General features: G+C 40.1%; 22 protein-coding genes and 1 other annotated feature. Of the genes, 9 read left to right on the top strand and 13 right to left on the bottom strand.

The genetic code is table 11. The annotated features are described in order from the left end of the window. Positions 1 to 101: 101 nt before the first annotated feature. Genes GARC_RS03855 through hisG form a run of 7 tightly spaced genes read right to left on the bottom strand, consistent with a single transcriptional unit; the run spans position 102 to position 6964 of the window. Positions 102 to 1100 carry a branched-chain amino acid aminotransferase gene (locus tag GARC_RS03855; RefSeq protein ID WP_007616925.1) on the bottom strand — a complete coding sequence of 333 codons (999 nt, stop codon included), beginning with the start codon at positions 1098 to 1100 and terminating at the stop codon, positions 102 to 104. A 58-nt stretch (positions 1101 to 1158) separates the two neighbouring features. Continuing rightward, positions 1159 to 1899, bottom strand: a complete 741-nt coding sequence (hisA, locus tag GARC_RS03850; RefSeq protein ID WP_007616924.1) for a 1-(5-phosphoribosyl)-5-[(5-phosphoribosylamino)methylideneamino]imidazole-4-carboxamide isomerase — start codon at positions 1897 to 1899, stop codon at positions 1159 to 1161. A 36-nt stretch (positions 1900 to 1935) separates the two neighbouring features. After that, positions 1936 to 2541: an imidazole glycerol phosphate synthase subunit HisH gene (hisH, locus tag GARC_RS03845; protein ID WP_007616923.1), complete on the bottom strand. Its 606-nt coding sequence runs from the start codon at positions 2539 to 2541 to the stop codon at positions 1936 to 1938. 2 nt (positions 2542 to 2543) lie between these two features. After that, on the bottom strand, positions 2544 to 3614 hold the full coding sequence (gene hisB / locus GARC_RS03840; RefSeq protein WP_007616922.1) for a bifunctional histidinol-phosphatase/imidazoleglycerol-phosphate dehydratase HisB: 1071 nt from the start codon (positions 3612 to 3614) through the stop codon (positions 2544 to 2546). After that, complete coding sequence (gene hisC, locus GARC_RS03835; protein WP_007616917.1) at positions 3611 to 4708, bottom strand: histidinol-phosphate transaminase; 1098 nt, start codon at positions 4706 to 4708, stop codon at positions 3611 to 3613. The genes hisB and hisC overlap by 4 nt, the downstream gene beginning before the upstream one ends. Further along, a complete protein-coding gene (gene hisD / locus GARC_RS03830) occupies positions 4705 to 6006 on the bottom strand; it encodes a histidinol dehydrogenase (protein ID WP_007616909.1) in 1302 nt (433 codons plus the stop codon). Before hisD ends, hisC begins: the two co-directional genes overlap by 4 nt. 58 nt (positions 6007 to 6064) lie before the next feature. Beyond that, entirely contained in the window at positions 6065 to 6964 is a 900-nt protein-coding gene (gene hisG / locus GARC_RS03825) for an ATP phosphoribosyltransferase (protein WP_007616907.1), read from the bottom strand. 56 nt (positions 6965 to 7020) lie between these two features. Further along, positions 7021 to 7136 (bottom strand) — a sequence feature (His leader region). A 240-nt stretch (positions 7137 to 7376) separates the two neighbouring features. On the opposite strand from hisG, the gene GARC_RS03820 reads away from it, so the two are divergent. The 3 genes from GARC_RS03820 (at position 7377) to GARC_RS03810 (ending at position 11277) form a co-directional block, all read left to right on the top strand. Then, positions 7377 to 7670 (top strand): hypothetical protein, encoded by a 294-nt coding sequence (locus GARC_RS03820; RefSeq protein ID WP_007616906.1) that lies wholly within the window; start codon positions 7377 to 7379, stop codon positions 7668 to 7670. A gap of 261 nt (positions 7671 to 7931) precedes the next feature. Further along, a complete protein-coding gene (locus GARC_RS03815; protein WP_007616905.1) occupies positions 7932 to 10046 on the top strand; it encodes a TonB-dependent receptor in 2115 nt (704 codons plus the stop codon). Positions 10047 to 10146: 100 nt separating this feature from the next. After that, complete coding sequence (locus GARC_RS03810; protein WP_007616904.1) at positions 10147 to 11277, top strand: PepSY-associated TM helix domain-containing protein; 1131 nt, start codon at positions 10147 to 10149, stop codon at positions 11275 to 11277. Between the two features lie 63 nt (positions 11278 to 11340). Here GARC_RS03810 and GARC_RS03805 read toward each other — a convergent pair whose 3' ends face one another. After that, complete coding sequence (locus GARC_RS03805) at positions 11341 to 11856, bottom strand: peptide-methionine (S)-S-oxide reductase (RefSeq protein WP_007616903.1); 516 nt, start codon at positions 11854 to 11856, stop codon at positions 11341 to 11343. A gap of 250 nt (positions 11857 to 12106) precedes the next feature. Between GARC_RS03805 and GARC_RS03800 the strand changes: the two genes are divergently transcribed. Then, positions 12107 to 13966 (top strand): TonB-dependent receptor plug domain-containing protein, encoded by a 1860-nt coding sequence (locus GARC_RS03800; protein WP_007616902.1) that lies wholly within the window; start codon positions 12107 to 12109, stop codon positions 13964 to 13966. 68 nt (positions 13967 to 14034) lie between these two features. Next, the gene (locus GARC_RS03795; RefSeq protein WP_007616901.1) at positions 14035 to 14916 is read left to right on the top strand and encodes an EamA family transporter; all 882 of its coding nucleotides are present in this window, start codon (positions 14035 to 14037) and stop codon (positions 14914 to 14916) included. 83 nt (positions 14917 to 14999) lie between these two features. Here the strand turns inward: GARC_RS03795 and GARC_RS03790 are convergent, their stop codons facing one another. Further along, a complete protein-coding gene (locus GARC_RS03790) occupies positions 15000 to 15674 on the bottom strand; it encodes an exonuclease domain-containing protein (protein WP_007616900.1) in 675 nt (224 codons plus the stop codon). 9 nt (positions 15675 to 15683) lie between these two features. Then, entirely contained in the window at positions 15684 to 17558 is a 1875-nt protein-coding gene (locus GARC_RS03785; RefSeq protein ID WP_007616899.1) for a putative nucleotidyltransferase substrate binding domain-containing protein, read from the bottom strand. Positions 17559 to 17848: 290 nt separating this feature from the next. Here GARC_RS03785 and GARC_RS03780 point away from each other — a divergent pair, with 290 nt between their 5' ends. From GARC_RS03780 to GARC_RS03770, 3 genes are all read left to right on the top strand, one after another. Next, the gene (locus GARC_RS03780; protein ID WP_007616898.1) at positions 17849 to 18103 is read left to right on the top strand and encodes a DUF4212 domain-containing protein; all 255 of its coding nucleotides are present in this window, start codon (positions 17849 to 17851) and stop codon (positions 18101 to 18103) included. Next, positions 18103 to 19839, top strand: a complete 1737-nt coding sequence (locus tag GARC_RS03775) for a sodium:solute symporter family protein (protein WP_007616897.1) — start codon at positions 18103 to 18105, stop codon at positions 19837 to 19839. Before GARC_RS03780 ends, GARC_RS03775 begins: the two co-directional genes overlap by 1 nt. Positions 19840 to 20018: 179 nt before the next feature. Further along, a complete protein-coding gene (locus tag GARC_RS03770) occupies positions 20019 to 20456 on the top strand; it encodes a hypothetical protein (protein WP_007616896.1) in 438 nt (145 codons plus the stop codon). A gap of 775 nt (positions 20457 to 21231) precedes the next feature. Here GARC_RS03770 and GARC_RS03765 read toward each other — a convergent pair. After that, positions 21232 to 21750 carry a cupin domain-containing protein gene (locus GARC_RS03765; RefSeq protein WP_007616895.1) on the bottom strand — a complete coding sequence of 173 codons (519 nt, stop codon included), beginning with the start codon at positions 21748 to 21750 and terminating at the stop codon, positions 21232 to 21234. A gap of 321 nt (positions 21751 to 22071) precedes the next feature. Between GARC_RS03765 and GARC_RS27620 the strand changes: the two genes are divergently transcribed. Further along, a complete protein-coding gene (locus GARC_RS27620) occupies positions 22072 to 23370 on the top strand; it encodes a methyl-accepting chemotaxis protein (protein WP_007616894.1) in 1299 nt (432 codons plus the stop codon). A gap of 187 nt (positions 23371 to 23557) precedes the next feature. Here GARC_RS27620 and GARC_RS03755 read toward each other — a convergent pair whose 3' ends face one another. Both GARC_RS03755 and GARC_RS03750 read right to left on the bottom strand, forming a co-directional pair. Beyond that, positions 23558 to 25282, bottom strand: a complete 1725-nt coding sequence (locus GARC_RS03755; RefSeq protein ID WP_007616893.1) for a TolB-like translocation protein — start codon at positions 25280 to 25282, stop codon at positions 23558 to 23560. Continuing rightward, positions 25272 to 25658, bottom strand: a complete 387-nt coding sequence (locus GARC_RS03750; RefSeq protein ID WP_007616892.1) for a winged helix-turn-helix domain-containing protein — start codon at positions 25656 to 25658, stop codon at positions 25272 to 25274. The genes GARC_RS03755 and GARC_RS03750 overlap by 11 nt, the downstream gene beginning before the upstream one ends. Positions 25659 to 25959 lie beyond the last annotated feature (301 nt).

The following is a 25959-nucleotide window of genomic DNA, read 5'->3' as shown; positions in this document are numbered from 1 at the left end:
ACACAGAGACAATATAAAAATATTTTGATTTTCTCTGTGCAGCGAAGCGCTCTGTGACCTCTGTGGTGCAATATCTTTTTGCTTGAATCTCAAAGCTGCTCTTACCCGACTCGAGTCAACCAATTGTGGGTATCTGGTGCTTTGCCCCACTGAATATCATTCAGAGCTTGGCGCAACTTTTGAGTTGTTGGGCCGTGTTCGCCTGTACCTACAGCGTGTTCTTTACCGTTATGAATAAGAGTGCCAACTGATGTAAGTACCGCTGCTGTGCCCGATAACGCTGCTTCAACATTGGGTTTGGCTGCTCTTGTTAATAACTCATCAACACTTAATTGGGTTTCAGTGACTTTCATGCCCAAATCTGCTGCTAAAGTTAAAATTGAATTACGGGTGACACCATGTAAAAAACTGGAATCCAATGCTTTAGTAATGATTTCGTTGCCGTCAATCAATAAGAAATTGGCTGCGCCAGTTTCTTGAACGTCACCATTAGGACAGAACAATATTTGATCGGCTTGTACATCACGCTTCGCGGCTAAAATTGGACCTAGCGCACTGGCGTAATTACCACCACTTTTGATCATGCCCATATGCGGTGCACAGCGCATGCCGGTTTCATCGAGTAACACTCTAAGAGGCTTAGAACCGCCCGCAAAGTAGTCACCTACCGGAGAAATCAGTACATATAACATGGAACTTATACTAGGTGCCGCGGCTTTGCCAATCGCTGCTTCAGTGCCAATGTGAGTAGGACGGATATACATAGACCCAGGTGGTTCTGGAATATCAGCACTGTATTGCTCAACAATGTCCAAAATCATCTTAGATACTTGTGCTTGGTCAATGTCTGGCAATGACAACAAACGACTGCTTTGATCAAAACGATTGAGGTTCTGATCCATACGGAAAACGTGAACGCTGCCATCTTCATGTTTAAAGGCTTTTAATCCTTCAAAGCAAGTGCTTGAGTAATGCAAAACATGGGCACCAGGATGTAATTGAATGCTGTCAGATGCAACTATTGTTGCTTCATTCCAATGATTATTTTCAAAGGTAGTGAACGCCATATGAGGCATAAACACTGTACCAAAAGCCGCCATGATAATTTCCTAATTTGTTATGTTTTTAAAATAGTTTGTTTGCGATATGTTGCTGTTACTAACTCGCTGTATTCCAACACTCAATCGCTTGTTTAACTGTGAACTTACCTTCCAAAAGAGCACGGCCTAAAATGACCCCACTGACGTTTGTAGGTTTGAGCACCGCAATATCGCTAAGATTACCAATGCCACCAGATGCTTGCCAACCTACAGTGGGAAATTGTTTGGTCATTTCGGTGTAAAGTTGATGATTCGCACCTTGCAAAGTACCGTCACGACTGATGTCTGTGCATAAAACATGTTTAGCACCTACGGATAAAAAGTCGTTGAGTAAATCTTCAATCGACACGCCAGAGTTTTCTTGCCAACCGTGAGTGGCGATAAATTTGTTGCCAGACTCGTCAATATTAATGTCTAGTGCCAATACTATGGCTTCTGCGCCGTATTTAGTGATCCAAGCTTTGACCAACTCTGGCTCTTTGACTGCTAATGAACCAATCACCACTCGTTTAACGCCAATTTCTAAAAGCTGTGCTACGTCTTCTTCGCTACGAATACCACCGCCTGCCTGAAATTGCATACGGCCAGTGGCAACCATTTTAGCAATCAGCTCAAGCTGACGTTTGCTGGTATCTTTTGCGCCAGTCAGGTCAACAATATGTAACCACTGGGCACCTTGGTCGGCATAACTATGCACTACATCGATTGGGTCGAGTTTGTATTCGGTTTTTTTATCGTAATCGCCTTGGTATAAACGAACTACTGAACCTTCAATTAAATCTATAGCTGGGATGATCATATTTTGTTTTGTCGCCCTGTCTTATTACTCTGTCTTTTATAAATCAATAAAGTTTTTCAAAAGGTGTGCACCTGCATCGCTTGAGCGTTCAGGGTGAAATTGCACACCAAAAAAGTTGTCTTTGTGAAGCGCTGCAGAAAAGTCCATACCGTACTGGCAACTGGCCATAGTGAATTCTGATATGGCGACTGCAAAACTGTGTACAAAATAAAAATAGCTCTGGTTATCTATACCTTTAAACAAAGGTGCATCGGCAACGGGGGTAACAGTATTCCAACCCATATGTGGGAGACGCAAATCGCCTACTTGCATACGTTTTACTTGTCCGGGAATAAGACCTAAACAAGGGGTGTTATCGCTAAGGCTTTCTTCTGATTTTTCAACCATCAACTGCATACCTAAACATATGCCTAGTACAGGTTGAGTTAGGCCTTGAATACAACTGATAAGTTGTTTTTTCTCAATGCTAGCCATGGCTGCATTAGCGCTACCTACACCGGGTAGAAACACTTTGTCGGCTTGTTGAATAATCGCTAAATCATCACTAACAGTGACTTGGTTACCCAAACGTTCAACGGCAAATTTTACCGATGAAATATTCGCGCAGCCAGTATTCACAATTACAATATTTTGTGTGGCCATAGTTACAAGGTTCCTTTACTGCTTGGTAAAGCTTCACCTTGCTTATGGATCGCTTGACGCAGCGCACGGCCAAACACTTTAAACAAACTTTCTACTTGATGATGAGCATTGCCTTCAGTAGTCGACAAGTGCAGCGACAAACCCATTGCTTGGGCAATAGAATAGAAAAAATGTGGCACCATTTCAGTGGCCATTTCGCCGACTTGATCACGGCTGAATTCGGCATCAAATTTTAAATGTGGGCGGTTGGATATATCCATAATACATTCAGCTCGGCACTCATCCATTGGCAAGGCAAAACCAAAACGGCCAATACCACGTTTGTCGCCTAAGGCTTTTTTAATCGCTTCGCCTAGTGCAAGTGCGGTATCTTCTACGCTGTGGTGATCATCAATATGTAAATCACCATCAACGGTTAGGTTTAGTTCAAAACCGCCATGAGTGGCGATTTGATCAAGCATATGGTCAAAAAAGCCAAGACCCGTTTCGATAGTTGATTTAGCTGTGGAGTCTAAATCGACAGTAACATTAATATTAGTTTCTGAGGTTTTACGTACCACAGTGGCAACACGACTAGATGCCAATAATTGTTTTTCAATGTTCTGCCAGTTGTTAGTTTCGCGATTGTACTTAATACCCACTATGCCCATGTTTTCAGCTAGTTGCATATCAGTATCGCGGTCGCCTATGACAAAAGAGCGAGTGAAATCGACTTTGCCTTGTTGCAAATAGTCTTTAACTAAACCTAATTTAGGTTTGCGGCAAGTGCAGTTGTCACTATCAAAGTGAGGACAAATCAATACATCGTCAAAGGTTACGCCTTGACTCGTAAAAATGTCCATCATCTTATTGTGGGCTAAGTCAAAATCAGCTTGAGGAAAACTATCGGTACCCAATCCATCTTGATTCGACACCATTATTAGTCGGAAACCATTTTGTTGTAGCTTCAGCAATACTGGTAGAACTTGTGGTTCAAATACTAACTTTTCTAAGCTATCAAGTTGTTTATCAATGGCTGGCTCTTCAACCAAAGTACCGTCACGATCGATAAAAAGAAGTGGTTGTTGACTCATGCTGATGTTTCCTGCTGTTTAAAAAAGCTCGCCATTAACGCTAGCAACTTTTCATTTTGTAGTTGAGTGCCAAGCGTAATACGCAGGCAATTATCTAAATTTATTTGTTTTGATTGGTCGCGAATAAGTACTGAGTTGGCCACCAAAAAGTCCATTAACCCTTGTTTTTTCGAATAGCGGAATAATATAAAATTGGCTTTATCGTCACCAACTAATTCTAGTTCCGGGAATTGATTTAATTGTTGTTTGACCCACTGCTTTTGTTGCGACAAATATTCAACTTGTTCGGCCATTTGTTTGAGCCCATTTGGACTCAATGCTTGGGCGGCTATTTGTGCTACAGGATCTGCTATAGGGTAGGGGGCAATCACTTTCATAATGCTTTGAATTACTTCGCTGTTGGCTAAGGTAAAACCACAACGTAACCCTGCTAAGGCAAACGCCTTGGATAAAGTGCGTAATATTACTAAATTAGGGTAGGCCGCAAGTTCTGTTGCCCAAGTATTGTCTGCATCAAATTCAATATAAGCTTCGTCGACTACCACTAAGGCTGAATCTGCAAAATGCTCTAATACTTGTTTAAGCTGTGCTTTGCCTACTGAAGTGCCTGTAGGGTTATTCGGTGAACAAATAAATACTAAGTTTACTTTACCTTGGTAAGCAAAAATCGCAGGAATGTCTAAAGAAAAGTCTGCCTTTAGCGGAGCTTTTTCGATAGCCACATTGCTGGTTTCAGCACTGATGGCGTACATACCATAAGTGGGTGGACAGATTAGAATGCTGTCTTTACCAGGGGTGCAAAAAGTACGGATCAGTAACTCAATGCCTTCGTCGGCACCGCGACTCACCAAAAGCTGGTTGGCTTGCACACCAGCATATTTTGCATAGGGCAATAATACGCTGGGTGGTTGGCAGTCTGGATAACGATTAAAATGTGCCGTGTCGATAGTAAAATCATTGGCAAAAGGCGACTCATTGGCGTTTAGCCAGGTCTCGCTATCGCTGTCGCCGCCAGCAAAGATACGTCTGGCAGATTCGTAAGGCTTTAACGCTTTAAGGTTTTCGCAAATTAGCTTGTTGACTAGGTCGCTCATGATCCCTCACCTTCAGTCTCCAATCTTAGTTTTACAGCTTGCCTATGGGCATCTAAACCCTCAGCATCAGCTAAGTCCATAATTGCATTACCGATATTTTGTAAGCCTTGATAACTCAGTTCTTGCACAGTATAACGGCGCATAAAGTCGGCTAGGCCTAAGCTAGAATAGTTACGTGCATAACCATAAGTTGGCAATACATGGTTAGTGCCACTGGCATAATCACCAGCCGATTCAGGCGACCACTGACCCACAAAAATTGAACCGGCATTGGTCAGTTTATCTAAACTATCCCGGGCATTTTCAATTTGTATTATGAGGTGTTCTGGGGCGTAAGCATTACTGACTTCATAAGCTTGTTCTAAGCTCTCAGTCAAAATATAACGACTGTGCTGAATCGCCTTTTCAGCGATATCTTTTCTGCTTAACGTGGCTAGCTGCAAAGATACTTGCTGTTTTACCGCTGCGATTAAATCGCTGCTATCGGATATCAATACTGCTTGTGAATCTGTGCCGTGTTCGGCTTGAGATAATAAGTCAGAGGCAACAAAAACAGGATTGGCTTGTGCATCAGCAATCACTAATACTTCAGAAGGACCCGCTGGCATATCAATCGCCGGGCCTGCAGCAATGCGGCTAACTTGTTGTTTGGCTTCGGTGACATAACTGTTTCCGGGGCCAAAAATTTTGTCTACTTTAGTAATGCTTTCAGTACCTAGTGCTAAGGCTGCAATAGCCTGTGCTCCACCCACTAAGTAAATTTCGTCAATTCCACACAAATTTGCGGCATAACGAATTTCAACAGCAATTTGGCCATCTTTGTTCGGAGGTGTGCAGAGGACTTTTCTGGCGCAACCGGCTACTTGTGCAGTAGCACCTAACATTAATACAGTTGAGGGAAGTGGAGCTGTTCCACCTGGAATATATAACCCAACTGATGCCAAAGGTGCGTGTTTAAGTTCACAAACCACACCTGGTGTGGTTTCAACAAGCACATCTTTGGGGTATTGAGCCTGATGAAATGCTTTGATATTGGCGTAGGCTTGATCAATAGCCCATTTAACTTCAGGTTTTATTTCGCTGGCAAAACTACTGAGTGACGCATCACTAAAACGTAAACTCTTTAATTTGGCTCCATCAAAACGTTCAGTAAAAGCCAATAAGGCTTTGTCGCCCTGATCTTTTACTTGCTGAATAATATCAGCCACAGTATCGCTCAAGGCTTGGCTATCAGAAAGCGCCGGTCTGCTCAGCAGTTCAGCTTGTTCACTTGGGTTCAGTTGTGCCCATATTTGCATGACTATTTGGCCTTTTACTAAATTCTGCTCTTAATTCTTAGTTAAATCCTATTTTTGCCTAAGACATCATCTTTTCAATTGGCATCACTAAAATCGAACTACAACCTAATGCTTTGAGTTTTTCCATGGTTTCCCAAAATAAGGTTTCTGGGCTGACTACGTGGATAGCAACAAGGTTGTCATTACCAGATAAAGGTAAAACGGTAGGATTTTCAGAGCCTGGTAGTAAACTTTTCACCTGTTCTAAATAAGCTTTAGGCGCATGTAACATAATGTACTTACTTTCTTTAGCCTGAGTCACGCCATCCATGCGTGGCAACATTTTACTGATCAAAGCTTGTTTTGCTTCGGGCATTTCGCCAGCGCGCTGAATAAATACAGCCTTTGATACAAATATTTCGTCTGCTTCTTGTAAGCCATTAGCTTCAAGGGTGGCACCTGTTGATACCAAGTCACAAATGGCATCGGCGACACCGGCACGAGGGGCCACTTCCACAGAGCCTGTTAACATTACAGTGCTGGCGTTAATGTTCTTTTCTTTGAAAAAACGTTCTAACAAGAAAGGGTAAGTGGTGGCCACTTTTTTGCCTTGTAAAGATTGTATACCTTGATAATCCATTTCGTTAGGAACGGCAATAGATAAGCGGCAACCGCCGTAATCAAGGCGTCTAAGCTCAATGTATTCAGCTTTTTTACCGGCTGCTTGGCGTTCGAGCATTTTTTCTTCTAGCTCGTTTTGGCCGATAAAACCTAAATCAACTACACCATCCATAACTAAACCGGGAATGTCGTCGTCACGCACTAATAATAAGTCGATAGGTTGATTAGTCGAATGAGCAATCAACAAACGATCACGAATTTGCAATTTAATGCCTATCGCTTTTAACAAGGCGATGCTGTCGTCGCTAAGTCGACCTTTTTTCTGTACTGCTATACGAAGTCTGCTGCTGTCACTCATATTGTTCTCAATCCTATTTTAAAATTTATCACTTAATTTGCTATAGAGCCGCAAAAGAAAAACCCCCGAAAGATGCCTTCCGAGGGTTTAGAGTGTGTCTGCGCCGCTAGAAGGATCCAATAGACCTCCCAGCAAATACCTGAAAGGTTAAGCTATATGGTGATGATGGACGACTGCTTTCAAGGTAATGTTCATAATTTTGGGGTCTTTTAAATCACTGCGCTTCAATGGCGCTTACATTATGCAATCGACCCGATTAATGCAAGAATATTTCGGGAGAAAGTCGTTGCTTTCTTACAATTAAATCAACTAAGTTAGTTTACAATCTAGAGATTGAATGTTTTATGAACAAAATAGCCAAAAAAGTTGTCAAAATAACTGTTAACCCTTTTTTGTTAAATAGAGAGGAATTATGACTAGCGACCTTTTATTTTCAATACTACCCCGTGAGGGCAAAGTACCTATTGCCCATGACAGTCAAAAAGTGGCCAAAATTGATAGACAAGAAAAATTACGCGCCTTAAGTGATGAGGAAAAAGAACTAAAGAACGAGGAAAAAGACGCGCGGAAAAAGCAACAACAAAACAAAAAAGAGCAAAGCTCTGAGCCTGAGTCTGATACCGATACTACTCAAGTTAACAAAGTAGCTGAAGACAGCGACCAGAAAAAACCTAAAGGACCCAAACATTTGGATATTTATGTTTGAGTTGACGCCTTTATTTGCGCCTGACATTAAAATTAGTGGTGAAAATATATAGTAATACCAATCCGTATAATTCCAATAAGAGTTTGAATCATTTAAGCATGTCACGACAAAAGCTTAAATAAGCTGATCGCGCTAAATGCCTCCCAATCCCAATTTTGTTGACGAGTTACTCATATAAGTAAAGTTCAATTCACATGTTGCAAATAGGAATGATTGTCATTACCATTGCTGTCTTTTGTAACATAATCAATTGGACACACCATGCAGTATGCTTCTTTATCACTTCTTTCTTTTATAGTCAGCGCCAGTCTTCACGCCCAAAGTAACAACAATTATGATGTAGAAAGAGTCATAGTAACCGGTAGTCGCATCGTCGAAAGTATTGATGAAGTACCCGCATCTGTTGTAGTCATTACTCAGCAGCAGATCCAAGATCAACTTAAGGTGACCAGCGAATTACAATCACTTTTAGCTACTTTGGTGCCAGGTTTAGCGCCGTCCACTGGGACTTCCAGTAACTCCGGACAAACCTTAAGAGGCCGCGCACCGTTAATTATGATTGATGGTGTGCCGCAATCGACGCCATTACGCAATGGGTCGTTAGGTGTTCGCAGCTTAGATGCCAGTACTATTGAAAGAATCGAAGTGATAAAAGGCGCTACTTCTGTATACGGCAACGGAGCTGCAGGGGGGATCATTAACTACATCACTAAAAAAGCTGCCAAGGACAAACCCGTTTCCGGCCATTTGACTGTTGCTTCACGTTTTAGTGGCACCAAGTTTGAAGACTCCTTTGGGGCTAGGGTAGATGCAGGAATTAATGGCAAGCTTGATAAATTTAGCTACGTGTTAAATGCGAGTTATGAGGAAAATGGAGTACAGCGGGATGCCGAAGGAGATATTCTAGGTCTGACTTATGGTTTAACCGATACCAACACAGAAAACTATTTTACCAAATTGGGTTATCAGTTTGACGACAGTAAAAACCTACAACTTACCTACAACTACTTTAAATCAATACAAGATACCGACTTAACTAATATTGTGGGGAATGTGAATTTAGGCGTGAAAACTTATGCCATTGAAGTCGATGGCGGAGCGACTCTTATAGGCGAGCCTCAAGGCCCAGAAAATCACAATTTTATGTTGAAATATACGGATGATGAAATATTCACCAATACACAGCTAACTGTGGATGCGTACTCACAAACCATAGAGAATACTTTTTTCTTCTCGACTAATTTGGCCAATCCTGATGAAGGTTTTGATGGTGGTCAGTCGGTTATCGAATCTGAAAAAAAGGGACTACGTGCCACCTTCAACAGTCAATTTACCTGGCATGATATAGACACTACTGTGATTTACGGTATTGATGCTCTTAATGACCTGACATCTCAGCCTTTAGTTGATGGGCGTATGTGGGTGCCAGAAATGGACATGGAAAATATAGCGGGCTTTTTACAAGCCAAATGGGTTTTACTGGATGACATCATTATCAAGGCTGGTGTGCGCCATGAAAATATCGATTTAAAGGTTGATGACTTTAGCACCCTTAGATTGTGCATTAGTGCAGAACAATGTTCTGTCGCTTTTGATGTAACAGGTGACACCTTAAATTTTAAAGCTACCACCTATAACGTTGCCCTGCGTTACAACTTAAGTGAAGGGTTTAGGCCTTTTATTAGTTACTCTCAAGGCGCGGATATTTCTGATACCGGCCGTTTGTTGCGCACGGCGACCGTCACTGATATTGCGCTTATTCACACCGAAGCATCGATCATTGATAACTACGAAATTGGTTTCACCTCTGAATTTGACGCATTACGTTTTGAGTTTTCGGCATATCGTAGTACCTCTGAGCTAGGCACAACTAATACCTTTAACCAAGAAACGGGCATTTATGTGCCGGTTCGCGCCCCTCAAGAAATTTATGGTTACGAGGGTTTAGTTACCTATAGAGTGCAAGACAATTTAGATCTGTCAGCTACTTACTCATGGGTTGAAGGGAAAAACACCGAGTTAGATGTATATCTGGGTGGTAAAGATATCAGCGCGCCTAAAGGTACCCTAAATGTTAACTGGCAACCGGCTGAAGGTGCACGGATCAATTTGAATTATTTGTATGTGGGTGATCGCAAACGTTTTGACCAAGTTGATGGTGCATATGTGGGTGATCAAGGGCCTGTTGATAGTTATCAATTAGTCAACGTAAATGGCAGTTATGATCTAGGTAACAATTGGCAAATATTTATGGGCATAGAAAACCTGTTGAACAATGATTATTATCCTAGCCGCTCCCAAGTCTATACCTACAATGGGTACAACCATAAAGGTTTGGGCATGACCATCAATGCCGGTGCGACTTACCAGTTTTAACCCAATTTTGCTGAAGTCTTAAATTCAATACAAGCGGTATGTCTGCTTGTATTGTGTTGGATCATAAAATCGCTTTAACAACCATGATTAGAGAAACTTATTGAAAACTTGGCTTAGACGTATACATCTTACTTTTGCCTTAGTCAGTGCCATTTTTTTGGTTAATCTTAGCCTAACAGGGACATTGCTGGTTTTTGCTAAAGACATCCAAGCATGGTGCAATCCGCAGTATTGGACAGTGGCAGATAGCCAGATTTTAAAGCGGCAAAATACTCCACTGGCGACTAGTGAAATTGTAAATCAAATTGATTTGTTAACACCGTCTTCCATTTTGTTTATCGAACGTAATGAATCTCCATCCAGCGCATGGCAAGTTAGACTTGCCGACAAAAGTTATGTAAGCATCAATCAATATACTGGCGATGTGTTATTACACTACCAATATCAAGATACCTTCTACGGCTTTGTTATGGGATGGCATCGCTGGTTGTTATATAGCGAAGGTGACGAACATCCATTAGGCTTACTGCCACCTCTTGCCAGTCTTATATTATGTTTAGAATTAATCCTAGGGTTTTATCTCTGGGTAAGACCTAAAAACCGCTTAAAGCGCCTTAAAGTAAGGTGGCAAGCAAAAAATAAAGTCAGATTTATGCAGTTACATAATGTGTTGGGTGTTTATAGTTTAATACCACTTTTTCTTATTGCATTCAGTGGCTTAGCTTTTTACTTTAAAGATGCCACACAAGCAGTAGTTGAGGTTGTAACTCTGTCTCAAATTCAGACACCACAAAAGGTAACTCTATCTACTGTTCGGCAAGCTGAAACTCTTAAAACCACTCCAGAAAATTATCAATTAGATAAAGCCGTGGCCTCAGCTCAAGCTGTGTTTGAGGATGCTTGGGTTTACCGAGTGTATATGCCGCAATCTCAAGAGGAACCAGTCAAACTTAGAATGCGTAGACCAGATGAAAGCCATGCTTACAGTTATAGCTGGTCAAATCCTTTTACTGGCGATGTGATTGATAGCTTCGATGCCAGCCAGACTTCTTTAGCAACGCGGGTATGGAATTTTAAATACTCATACCACATTGGCAATTTTATCGCTCTACCAGTGAAATTTATTTGGTTATTTTTAGGTTTGCTGCCAACGTTTTTTGTAGTCTCTGGCATTTATATTTTTGTTAAACGCCGTGCTAATCCACACGCTAAAGTAAAAACTAAAGTGTAATTAGCTAGTTCATTATTACTGTTCTTCAAGTGATACTGATGCCTATTGTTGCGAGCACAAAACTCAATCGGACTTATATTTATGCAGTATATTCTGAGGGATATGGCAATAATCATTTGGAAAACGGGTCAGTCTTTCTTGGTGTTCCTCATCGCTTTTCACATAGTTGCTAAGCGCTAGGATCTCAACGGCTATCTTAGCTGCGTCGTCACGGTTTTTAATATACTGGATAGCGGTTTTAAGATGACTATCTTGTTGACTGTATATACCGGTTCGGTATTTTTGCCCGACATCCTCTCCCTGTTTGTTGATGCTGTAGGGGTCAATAATTTCAAAAAAGTAGCCTATCAGTTTGTTGGCGTTGATTGCGCTTGTATCGAAGGTCACTTTTACGCACTCTGCAAAACCATCATAATTGCTATTGGTTGTATCAGTTAAACCATTGGCTCGGCCAGCTTCTGTTGCGGTCACACCAGGTAGGTGCTTCAGAAATTCTTGTACTCCCCATAGGCAACCGCCGGCAAAATAAATGATTTCTAGGTGGGTGTTGTTATTGTTATTCTGTTGTTTTGTTTTCATGTTTAGCGTGTGTAATCTTTCATTCGGTAATATACAATGCCGATTATTACATATCAACCGACCTAAATATTATCAAACGATAAGTGAGTTTGGTTGTTCCGGCCTTTTTAAACCACCCTATAGCTGCAGTCGATGGAATTATTCCCGAACTAACTAGAAACGATGTTGAGTACAAAAGAATCGTCTTTCCTCATCGATAGATCGAACTGCGTAAAATAGTGTAAAAAATTGAGTAAATAGAGAACATTAAATGATTCGAATTAAACAAACTGCTGTGCTTGCTTTGTTATGTAGCGTAGCAACTTGTTCTGCAGCATCCGGTGATGCTAATGAAAAAAATATTGATATTGAGAAAATTACCGTTGCGGGAGCTGCGACAGCCAATAAAGAACCAGTGGGAACCTTTGTTTCCTTAGTTTCAAACCTAGAATATGATCCCCGCGTTGATTTACAGTCGCGAAATATGGCTGAGGCTCAAGCCGATGTGACTATCCGTGGTGGTATTTTCGAAAATACAGGTTTTCGGGTGGGCAGTGCAACTTTACTCGATCCTCAGACTGGGCATTACTTTTCAGAAATTCCTATTGCTCCGGAAATGTTGAGCAAAGCTAATGTATTTACTGGGGTAGATAATGGCCTTTACGGCGTTAATAGTTCCGTAGGTACTGTTTCCTTCGGCTGGCAACCGATTAAAACTGCAGGCAGTGTTTCCCTTGGTGCAGGTAATAACAATTTTAATCTACGCAGAATACACACTGGTATCAGTGTGCCGCTAGATAATGCTAAGGATTGGATTATCGGATTTGAAGGTGAATACTCTTTTTCTGAAAGTGACGGCACTATCGACAATGGCGACCACGATTTCAATCGCACTTCTGGTCGTGTTCAACTTGTAGGGCCATCATCTCAGACTGATTTATTTATTGGCTCCCAAGATAAATTTTTTGGCTGGCCGAATATGTATACGCCATTTAATGTTAATGAGACGGAAGATCTTAGTACCCAACTGTTGATGCTTAACCATAAACAGAATTATGGGATAGACAGTACATTTGAAATTTCCGCTTACACCCGCACTCATAAAGATCACTATGTGTATTCTCGTGATAATCCTGAGGCATTTCAGGCCTTTCACGAAACTGAGGTTAAATCTGTCGGGTTTTCTGGGCGTCATGCGCAAACGGAGTCCTTTGCACTGAATTATTCGGCACAGTTTATCGAAGACTCCATCGAATCGACCACCCTTGAAAATAACTTTACCTCTCGTGAATATTACAAGGCGAGTGTATTGCCTGAATATCAAATGAGTCTAAACGATGAACAGCAGCTAAAGTTCCGTTTAGGCGCTGCTTTTGATGATACTAATCGAGATGATTCAGATGTTTCATTGATTGCTGACATAACTTGGATTTCCTTCAACAGTGACGACTTATCTCAGACTATCTCTCTTTCTTATGCAGAGGCGAGTCAAGTTGCGGGTTATACGGCTATAGGTGGGAGTGACAGCGGTGGGTTATTCAGAAGTAATTATAGTCTTGAACGAGAAACGACTAAAAATTTGGAATTGGGTTTAACATTAGACGGACTATCTTGGAGCTTTGATTCGGCTATTTTTTATCGCAAGGATAATGACTTAACCGATTGGACCTATAGCTTGAGTTCAACTTCGGCTCGTTCTGCAAACCCGGTGGATATCGATACCTTGGGTTTTGAAGTGCTTGCAATTAAACGTTTCGCAGACGCAGAAATCATCACTAGTTACACCTTTCTCGATAAATCAGAAGACTACGGCACAGTGGATATCGATGCCAGCTTTTACGCATTAAACTACCCAGATCATCGCCTAACACTGGGTGCCATTTGGCATCCTAGCGATATTGTGGAAATCCGTGTGGATAACGAGTGGCGCAAACAGCAAGAAAATATTCTGCGAAACGGTGACCAGGATGCTCTATTCACACACCTCACGTTAAAGGTTTCTCCTTCACAGATCCCAGGCTTGGATATTATTCTTGCAGTGGACAACCTTTGGGGGGAATCTTTTGAAGAGATCCCTGGTACACCTGGGCGGGGAGAACAGTACACAGTCACTGTTACTTACCACTGGTAAAGGTTAATGCAGTTATTTTTGTTCAGGTCACTACACAAATTGAAATTAAATATTAGAGGTTCTTTTTAATGATCTATTTAGTGATCACTACCCTTATCTGGGCTTTTTCTTTTGGACTTATTGGCACCACGCTTAAAGGTCTTGACCCTCTTCAAATAGCGGATACTCGTTTGCTAATTGCGTTGCTGGTTTTTCTGCCATTTCTTAAACTGGGTCACACCAGTTGGCTGGAGAAATGGCAGCTCACACTAATTGGTGCACTTCAGTACGGCGTGATGTATACCTGTTATCTTTCTGCATTTAGTTTTCTACCGTCACATTTGGTCGCGCTATTTAGTGTGCTTACACCACTTTATATTGTCATTATCAACGATCTTCGCCAGCGCTGTTTTACGCCTTGGTATTTGTTGGCCGCAATACTCTCTATTTTGGGTGCCGCGGTTATAAAAATTGGCGATATAGATCCAAGGGAAATTTGGCTAGGGTTTGGCCTTATGCAAATATCCAATATGGCGTTTGCTTTCGGACAAATTTATTATCGTGATTGGAAGCGAGCGCGGCCACATATTAGCGATGGCGCGGTGTTTGGCTTTTTATATCTAGGGGCTGCCATTTTTACCGGCATTGCTGCGCTGTTAATTTCGCAGCAGCCGCCCATTCCTATTAATGCAACACCGACCCAGTGGCTGGTTTTGATCTATCTTGGGGTAGTTGCATCTGGGCTGGGTTTTTTCTTCTGGAACAAAGGTGCTACCCAAACGACTGTAGGTGTCCTTGCTGCAGCTAACAATGCAGTTGTGCCACTAGCAATGTTTGCCTCTTTGTTTATTTTTGGTGAAGCCAAAGGAGGCACTATGGAGGAACTTGTCAGGCTTAGCGCCGGTTCGTTGCTGATTGTGGTGGCCTTGTTGATTGCAAAAAGCAGAGCGACTTTATCAAGACAACCATAGTAATCCGGACTTATTAATCCATTTCAATGTTGATAAAGTTGTCTTGTGCATTCGCGGAATGTAGCCAAATAATGATAGGGGTTTTACAGTAAATCCTTTAATTTTGTGGTGGCTGTTTTTTGCTGGGCTAACAGCAGTTCAGCTGTAGCAATCGCATCATTAAGTGCGTTGTGAGCGTAGTGGTCGGGTAAATTATGTTTGTGACGTAAAGCCGAAAGTCTTAATTCTTGGGGGTCGTAAGCTATGTCTCTTTGATCGAGTTTACGTTTTGCCAGCGCTAGAGTATCCAAGATCATAAAAGGTGGTGACACGCCATATAATTCTAGACAGGCTTGTTTTAAAAATTGTTTTTCAATTCGGGCAAAATGCACCAACATAACCCTACCAGCTAATGCTTTTAATAGCGTCTCGACTACCACTTGTAACGATTTTCCTGCGGATTTTTGCTGGTCAGTAATTTGATGAATAATCACATTATCTGCATCAAGGCTGTGTTTAATATCTATGATTTGATGGTAACAACTGCCAAGTTTTATTTGGCGTTTATCAATGTTTACGAAACCCACGCTAAGGAGTTTATCTGTAACCGCATTTAAGCCCGTTGTTTCAAAATCTACAGATAAAATCGGTAGTTCTGACAAACAGGTGTCTTCGCTAGGAAAAGGAACAGATAAAAAATCGTGCAGCGCCCCTTTAGGCACTTTTTTTAAAAGACGTTTTCTACGGGCTTGGTAACCAAATAAACTATTGAAAAACAAAGTAGCCTCCTAAAGAACAGCTGATTGGCGATAATCCTGCATGGCTTTAATGACTTTAAAGGCATCTTTTAAATGTTCTCTTTCTAGCTTGGAAATTTGTTTAGGATCTATGTAGTTGTCGACAGCTTGTTTGTTACTCAATAGTTTGCCTTGATGTTCAAGGCGCACAGAGGTCAAAAATGCATAGGCATCTATTAAATTTTCTGCCGAGGCTTTGGTCAATGATTTGCTACCTGAACATTGTTGTAATCGTTCAAGTGTATTAACCGCAGCAATGCCTTCGCTTAAGGCGTAAATACGCGCTAAGTCTACAATTGGTGCAATGCCATTGTGTTTTAAGTCTAGTGTTGCATTGTGTTTACCGTCTTGAATGAGCACAAAATCTCTGAAAAACCCCAGAGGGGGTCTAGATCGTAAAGCGTTTGACGACATATGTGCAATAAATAAGGTACTGACTTTGGTTTTTTCTAACATGCGTTGACGCACTTTTTCAAGTAAGTTGACATCACCATGAATGCTACTTAAATCAAAAAACACGCTGCTATTTAGTAAGGCTTTTGGACTAGGAGTATCAATCCATTTATCAAAATATTGTTGCCATATTTTCTGTGGTTGACGCCATTGTTTGTTAGTCGCCATGATATCGCCTGGGCAATAAATAAATCCACATTCGGCTAAACCGTCACATACAAAGGTTGCGAGACTCATAAACCAAACATCATCTTTGGGTTGCATGGAGTCACTAATGATTAAGGCGTTGTCTTGATCAGAGTGGGCAAGTTGTTCTTGCCTTGCTTGCGAACCTGCGGCTAACCAAGCATAGGGAACAGGCGCAGGTCCCAATTTTTGTTCTGCCATTTCAATTAAACGTATGGTAAATGCCATAGTAATAGCACTTATGCTTTTGCCAATATGGTCGGCATTGGCTCCAAGTTTTGTGAGCTTAACTTGTAATTTATTTAACAACTTACTGATGGTAACTAATTCGGCAACAGAGCTAGCTTTATGAATAATGCTGGTCATGTTAACGGCGTTATGTTCTTCGTTATTCACTAAATCGGTGACGCTTACCATGCCTGCAAGTTTACCGAACTTAGTGACCGGTAAATGGTGAATATGTTTACTGGTCATGGCAATTAAGGCGTCATACGCATTGCACTTGATATCAATAGTGGCGATGTCTGCAGTCATTATCTCGCTTACTGGATTAGAAGTAGCTAAACCTAATGCAACACAACGTCGCCTAATATCTTTGTCGGTGACTATGCCTAATCCCAAATTAGCGCTCTGCTTATCTGCATCATTGTCGTCAACCACCACTAAGCAAGAAAAGCCTTGCTCGGTCATTTTAATGGCCGCCTCTTGAATAGAAGCGCGAGGGGATATGGTTGTGATTGGATGATGATAAAAGTCTTCAACTGAAGTATTGCTTATAGAAGAGGTTAAAATAGCCTCGTCATTTAGTTTGTTTTTTTTGCTATGGAGTCGCTGTTCAGAAGAATGCTCTAAAAACTCAATAACGTCTGGGTAATTGACGAGCAATGTTTTAAGGGTTTTATAATCTAGGCTGTAAATTAAAGAATCTTCGTCGACAATAACCGCAATATCGGTGTTTAATTTACTTTTTTGGCAGTAAACAGCACAAATGTCACCTTCAGCATATTTTTCTGTCAGTTTTTTATTTGCATCTAAATAACGCAAGGCTCCTTTGCGCAATATGTACAATTTAGGCTGTTCAATATCATCAGGTGATAAGTGTTCATCGACCCTTAAATAACTGATGCTAATTTCTCTTACAAGTTTATCCAGTAAGGTGTCAGGTAATAAATCAAAGGGCGGAATTGTGGTTACAAAAGCGCAGACTTCAGCTAATTCATTATCCATATCAAGACCTTTAGGTAACTTTTATACAGCTAACTTGGGGCGGCTTAGGCATTAAGTCAACAGCTAAATGCTGATATAAGACCAAGGTGGTATATCTGCCAAAAACAAAGCTTGCTAATGTTGCTGATAGTTAGAGTTGTATATGAATTGTTATAAGTTGTTTTCGGGTTTGTTATAGAAAGCACTTGGCGGCATATCTATATTCAAACTTTTTCTCGAAAAATGAAGTTATTACAAAAATAAACGGCTTATGTAATAAATTAAATAGCATGCAGTGCTAGGAGAATTATATGGAAAAGAAGACAACATATTGGCAGGAAAACCTGCGCTTAATAGCAATATGTCTAGTCATTTGGTTTATCGTGTCATTTGGCTTTGGTTTGTTATTAGTAGAACCACTAAACGAGTTTCGTCTCGGTGGTTATAAGCTCGGATTCTGGTTTGCTCAGCAGGGTTCAATTTACGTTTTTGTTGGTTTGATTTTTTGGTATGGCTATAAAATGAACAAACTTGACAAAAAATACCAGCCTGAGGATGAATCATAATGGATGAGTTAAAACTTTATACCTACATCGCGGTCTTTGGCACTTTTACACTATATTTCGCTATAGCATGGTGGGCTCGAGCCGCTTCAACTAGTGACTTTTATGTTGCTGGTGGTGGTGTCACTCCCTTGCAAAACGGTATGGCAATTGGTGCCGATTGGATGAGTGCTGCGTCATTTATTTCCATGGCTGGTTTGATTGCCTTTTTAGGATACGGTGGTTCTGTATTCTTAATGGGGTGGACAGGTGGTTATGTATTATTAGCCATGTTGCTCGCACCTTATATGCGTAAACACGGTAAGTTTACTGTTCCTGAATTTATTTCCGATCGTTATTATTCAAAAACAGCACGTATTGTTGCCGTTATTTGTCTAATCCTTGCGTCGTTAACCTATATCATCGGTCAAATGAAAGGCGTGGGTGTTGCATTCTCTCGCTTCTTAGAAGTTGACTACGGTTTAGGCTTAGGTATAGGTATGGCCGTTGTTTGGTTCTATGCTGTGCTGGGCGGTATGAAAGGGATCACTTATACACAAATAGCGCAATACGTTGTGATGATCTTTGCTTACACCATTCCTGCAGTGTTTATTTCTTTCCAATTAACCGGTAATCCCATTCCACAACTTGGTTTAGGCTCTACACTTGCTGACGGTAGTGGGGTGTTCTTACTTGATAAATTGGATCAGGTTGTCACTGAATTAGGCTTTAAAGAATACACCACAAGCAACATGAATGGTTCATTAGATATGTTCGCATATACTATGTCATTGATGATTGGTACTGCGGGTTTACCCCATGTCATCATGCGCTTCTTCACTGTTCCTTCAGCACAAGCAGCCCGTTCTTCAGCAGGTTATGCGTTAGTCTTTATCTCATTATTGTATACAGTTGCTCCAGCCGTTGGCGCAATGGCACGTCTTAATTTGATGAATACAATCGAACCTACTGCTGGTCAATATTTAGAGTATGAAAAGCGTCCTCAGTGGTTTAAAGACTGGGAACAAACAGGTTTATTGGAATTCGAAGATAAAAATGCTGACGGTAAAATACAATATTCAGCAGACCCAACAACCAATGAAATGGTGAAAGTGGATAATGATATTATGGTATTAGCCAACCCTGCTATTGCTAACTTACCTAACTGGGTGATTGCATTAGTAGCAGCTGGTGGTTTAGCCGCGGCACTGTCAACAGCTGCAGGTTTATTACTGGCTATTTCATCCTCAATTTCCCATGATTTAATGAAAGGGGTATTGACGCCAGATTTGTCTGAGAAAAATGAGTTGCTGGCTGGACGAGTTGTTATGACATTGGCTATTTTAGTCTCCGGTTACCTCGGTTTAAATCCGCCTGGATTTGCCGCAGGGACGGTGGCGCTGGCCTTTGGTTTGGCAGCTTCATCAATATTCCCTGCGCTAATGATGGGTATCTTCTCTAAGAGAATGAGTGGTACAGCAGCAGTAGCAGGTATGTGTTCTGGTATTGGTATAACCATGCTTTATGTATTCCAACACAAAGGGATTATGTTTGTTCCTGGTACATCCTTCTTAGGTGATATGGCGCCAAACTGGTTCTTCGGTATCTCACCAAATGCATTTGGTGTAGTGGGGGCGATAGTTAACTTTGCCGTCGCCTTTATCGTGCTGCAGTTTACAGGCCCTGCACCTAAGCATATTCAAGCTTTGGTTGAAAACATGCGTAGCCCAGGTGGCACAGGTGCAATCAGCGCTCACTAGACATTAATTGTCTACTTGAAGAGATGACGGATAGTGGATAGTTAAGATGCTGTGATAAGCATGATTTATTGAACGTTAAAGGCTAAAGAGTTTCTCTTTAGCCTTTATTTTTCTCGATGCTTAAATCAAAAATCCGTTAACATAAATTAAAATAGTCGAAGCCTTAAAAAGATAAAATAATGAACAAACATACAAGAACGGCATTTATGGTGGCACCAATTTTAGCTGTAATTGGGTATATTGCTGCAGATTATTATGAAGAAGACCAAGCTGAAAAACAGAAAGTCATCCAGTTAATGCCAGTTGAAGACTGTGATGTGATCAATCAAAGCTGCATCTTGAGATCTGGCGATTTCGAAGTGAATGTTTTTGACAAAAAAAACTTAACAACGGTCAACTCAACGTTTCCGTTGGACAGTGCAACACTATTTCTAGTTGATAAAAATAACAACCCAACGCCATACCCATTAGGCATGATACAAAGCCCTTATTATTGGCATGCAGAAACAAATTTACGAGAGTTAATCGGTGATCCAGGACAAAGTTACAAACTTCGACTTGTATTGAATATCAAAGGTGGAAGTTATATTTCAGAGTTTTCTACAAAAACAAAATAGCTTTGGGTGAAAAACAGAGGTAAGTAAATAGATGCTAGAGACAAGCTAAAAGCAAAAGACAAAAGCTTTTCACCACAGAGGGCGCAGAGAACACAGAGAAAATAAATTATGGCATCGCTGAAAAGAGCAAAGAAAATTACGGCTGAGCAGAAAGATAAATATTTATCACTTCTGAACAATAGACCTAAATTAAACCTGGCGGGTGGGTTTGAGCGATGAGCGGTTATACGATTAATACCTGCTGACTGTTTCAAAAACTGAATAAGCGGATGGTGACATCCACCCGTATATACCCCGTCATTCCCGCGAATACGGGAACCTCCAACAACATCTGTAGATTTCAATAAAGTATCTTATTTCCAAAGTTAAAATTGATTGAAATACACTAATATCATACTGTTTTTAAACGATTTAAATTGGCTGCACGGTAAATGTTAGTGGGTTCCCTCCTCCGAGGGAATGACATGTAATATCTTCAATATCTGCGCCGTCAGCGAGGTGTAATAGCTTGTAAATCCTCACCGTCTGCTATTTGTGATCGTTAAGTGAGTGGTTCAGCAACGGCAAGTATTAGCACATAAGACCCAGTCAGTTTTAGCTCCTTACCCCAATAATAACGCTCTTTTCACCTGCTTTTCACCTGCTTTTCCTCTGTGCTCTCTGTGTCCCTGTGGTTCAAATTCTTTTTGCTAATATTTTAAATGGACGTATTGGTAAATACCTTATTTATCAATAACTAGTGGTTTATAAACAACCTTGTCCTGTTAATTTATGACTACGGTTTTTTATTCGCCAAACGCTCAATAATGACTTTATGTTGAGGAAATTTACTGAGTAACTCATCTCGACTAACGTTTATCATGTCTTGCATTTCCCATCCAGGAGCGACTGCTTCACTGACTAAACCGTAAGTGCCGGATGTGAGTTCCGCCGCTTTATACGTGCCACCAGGTACAGCTAGCTGCAACTGCTGACCTTTTAGTATATCCGGGCCTACTACTACTTTTTCATAGTGACCGTCTGGGTCAATCATATGGTAGGTAATTGGCGCACCCATATGATAAAACTCGATGCCATCTGAATGTTTAGTATGAAAATGGTCGATATTGTTGTCTTCTGTCAACATATAATAAATAGCCGTCATAGTGGTGCGAGCGCCGCGGCTAGTGGTTACTTTGTCCCTATGATTGGCTTTAAATGTTTGACGAAAATATCCCCCTTCGAAGTGATGCTCCAAATTTAGCTGTGTTATGACCTGCTCTTTGGTTAATTCTGGTATGTAGTTTTTATTCAAGATATTGCCTTGTTTGAAGAGCTTTTGTAACCCATGATTTTGTTTCTATTCTTGTTGATATTTTATGACATGAACAAGATAAGTAATAGATTGATATCGCTGCAGTGTCCACAAATTTCCTTGTAATTTCATAGGCTTTGCCGACTTTTAGTACTTTCTATTTGCTGCGGGAGAAATATTTACCAAGTTATGAAATTTGTATATATATTATTGCAAAAGAACAATAATTGGCTAAGTATAGCCATGTACTTGAAGTGCTCACTTCAAAGAAACAAAAGAAATAATAGTGCCAAACTAACTAACAATAAAAACTAAGGCCACATGTTTAATAAAACACTAAAAAAAGAACTAGAATATTTAAAAGAATCTCACGATATTGCCCATTCATTAGTTGATTCTATACAAAATCACGTCGCCTTTATTGAATTTAGTCCGCAAGGGATAATTATTGATGCTAATCAATTGTTTACAAATGTGGTTGGCTATGAAAAATCCCAAATAATTGGTCAACATCATAGTATTTTTTGTGATGACAGCGTAATAAAAACCGCTGAATACCATGAGTTTTGGAAAAAACTTAGCAATGGAAAAAGTCAGAGAGGAACTTTCAAACGCAAGGATATTAATGGCAATGTATTATGGTTAGAGGCGACCTACTTCCCTGTATCTATGGACGGTCAAGTCACACGAGTGATTAAAATTGCGTCTGATGTAACCAAAAAATATGAAGATCTTCAGTCTCAATTAGCTATTACACAAGCATTAGATCGAGCATTGGCAACTATTGAGTTTACGCCACAAGGCAATATCATTTCAGCTAATGAAAACTTTTTGCAAACTGTCGGCTATAAACTCAGTGATATTCAAGGCAAACACCACAAAATATTCTGCACTGATACTTTCTATCAAGACCATCCAAATTTTTGGATTGAGTTAAGTCAAGGTAACTTTAAATCTGGGCAATTTGAACGCAAAGATGCAAACAACAAAACTGTCTGGTTGGAAGCCACCTATAACCCCATATATGATGGAAAAGGTAACGTTATTAAAATAATAAAGTTTGCCTCCGATATAACCACCAGAATTGAAAAAAATAAAGCTGTGTCAGAAGCCGCTGAAATAGCTTATTTAACGGCAAAAGAAACCGTGCAAATAGGGATACAAGGAGCAGATATACTACAAAACTCAATTACTACGTCTCACGACATTAGCGAACAAGTAATTGTAGCGGTGAAGTTGATTGAAGAACTTAACGCACAGTCAATACAAATTGGCTCAATAGTATCCACTATTAACGCTATCGCTGATCAAACCAACTTACTTGCCTTAAACGCCGCAATCGAAGCAGCTCGGGCAGGAGAGCTGGGAAGAGGTTTTGCGGTCGTTGCCGATGAAGTAAGAAATCTAGCCGCAAGGACAACCCAATCAACTAATGAAATCGGGGCTGTGGTGACTGAAAATCAGGGACTAATACAAGATATTACTAAGCAAATTTCATCGGTATCAGAATCGTCTGAAAAAGGCAGCGATCTTATACTTGAAGTGTCAAAGGTAATGGACGAAATTATTGAAGGCGCAACCAATGTGTCGGAGACGGTATCAAGCCTATCCTTAGACTAATAAACCTGAACTCACCTACTATTCTGAATAGAGGGTGATATCGGACTTTAAATGTGCTCGCCAGCATGATAAGCCAACTTGGGGCTGGAATGCGAAAGCCTAGCCACTACCTCTGTGCGTTTATTGCATAGTCGACAAGGCTGACTTATGGGAGGCTCCGTAGGTAACTGTGCAGTGAAATTCCGAGTCATAATAAAGGATGCCTCAACATGTGTATGCTACCTTGTGGATTTCCGGCACTTGTAAATAATAGCCTTTTGGGATTTTCTGCAAGTGTTAAAGCAGTTGTATTTTTTAACGCGTGTTTAGGGATACGAATAAGTGGCGTGAGCCGTTTATCAATTAAATCATAAAAATTTAATTGATAAACGTTTTTAGTTTTTTGTTTAAAATACACACCGTTATTGTTGTACACCCAAGTATATCGAGTTCTAAATAATGAAGCGGGTATTACATTTACTGAGGGAGTATTATCGATAATATTTTTTTGCCAAAGACCCTCACCAGGAATACTGTAGAGTAAAGTTTTTGGGGAAGTCATTATACCCAATCTTCCCTTATCAAAGGTTAATTGTTTAGTGTTTCCTGAGGCGATATCAATTTGATAGAGACCACTAATATTCGTTTCTGCAATACTAGAAATAATTGCCTTATCGTCATAACTCCATGTTGGCCGATAATGGTTTTTAAAAGGGCTCGGTAATTTAGTTATTTTATGTGTTTTAACATCTAATATGAAAATACTATCTTCAGGAACGGATAAAAAAGCTATTTTTTGTCCGTTATGTGACCAACCTGGTGATTGCGCCACTGTTTTTAAATTTGTTAGCTGCTTTTTGTTCTCTCCGTTTGGGTCTGATGACCACAGCTCGTAATAACCTGATTCATTCGATGAATATACTATGCTATTTTTCAGTTTGGAGTAGTCACTATTAAGGTGGTTGAATTCTGATTGAATACTGGGAAATGGGCTATTGGCGACTCCATCATCTAGTGGTAGATGAGAAATATGGTATTTTTCACTCAATACTTGATAAAACAATTGGTTTGATTTTTTAGCTAACGCGGGAAAATTGAAATTTGGGATGTTTAAATTTTTTACTTCTTTAGTGTCTAAGTCTAAAATATACGAATAACGATTATCTGACTTTTGTGTCGCATAAATGAGCTTTTTACCACTGCGATTCCACGTAAACCCTAATATATCTTCTTCTCCAGATGTTAATTGTACTGACTCCTTATTTTTTAAGTTTACTAAGAAAATATTTTCATCGTAGTCATTGGTACGTCGTGATACAGCTATTGTTTGGCGATCGGGAGAAAATGCCATATCCCTGTCTCTATAATGGCAATTGTCATGGCAAGAAAAACGTATAGGCAGCGCATTTGGTTGATCTAATCGAAGAAAGTAGATGCCGAACTCTTCATCTGTCTCGGCCTTGTGTGAATAAGCTAATGTTTTATCATCAGGGGAAATATCTAAATAAAGATGAGAGACCCCCATTTCACAATGTGTTATTTCTGTTTCTTGTAAACTAGCAACATCCAATTTAACAATCATACATTGATTTTTTTCTTCATTGTCACGGGAAAAATACAAATATTTACCGCTATTACTCCACGCCGAAAATCCCTCTTTGTGTGCATCAAAAGTGATTTGTTGGGGGGGCGATTGAAGACTGCGTACATTTTGTATATATAGGTCTGTATTACCATTAACTAAAGACACTTTATTATAAGCTACAAATTGCCCATCTGAAGACGGAGCTGGATGTGTTTCAGCACCCTGTTGCTTGGTGATTTTAGTGATTTCAATGGGTTTTAAATCACTTTTCTGATAGTTATATCCAACTAGAAATAAAACCAATAAGACTATTGATATACCAGTAAATATCATTTTTTTACGTGACATTGAAAGAAGGGGAATTTCGAGGGGGGGAAATAGAAAGCTCTTCACTATCAGGTAGTGTTTCTTCCCACTGGGGAGCAGTAGATAATTTGTAACCTACTTTGCGTATTGTTTCAATACTGGCTCCATCATTACTGGCGGGTTTAAGGGTTTTGCGTAGATGCCAAATTGCATTGGTTAATCCGTTATCACCTACAACACTTTTTTCTCCCCATATAGAGGTAATAAGTTCTTCTCTTGAAATAACCCGAGGGTAATGGACCGCAAGATAACTTAACACTTCAATCGATTTTGGCTGTATTGAACGTTTCTTTTCTCCATCAAACATTATGCTGTGTTCAAATGGATCAATTTGACAATTGCCCAGTTTAAATTTCATTACTTTCGTCATCGATATACTTATAAATTAATTGCTGAATTTTATTCTTCGAATAAATGTTTATAAAACGTGCCTTAAATAAACCTGTTTTGGAGTTTAACCATATGCAGTAATACTTATTGGTATTCAACTGTTTTCAAATACCTTAATTCATTCTGATGTAAATTCGATATAAATTCGACTTTCTATAAATGGTAATAAGCTCGATTATTTAATAAAAAAGAAACAACTTATTTTCTTAGTAGGTTAAAGTGTCTTTGTACAACTAAGTTACAGCGAACGATATAATATAAAAATCAAT

This window comes from Paraglaciecola arctica BSs20135 (assembly GCF_000314995.1).
GTDB classification, from domain to species: Bacteria; Pseudomonadota; Gammaproteobacteria; order Enterobacterales; family Alteromonadaceae; genus Paraglaciecola; species Paraglaciecola arctica.
The sequence above is the reverse complement of the archived record's forward strand: the minus strand, read 5'-3'. Positions and strand labels throughout refer to the sequence as shown.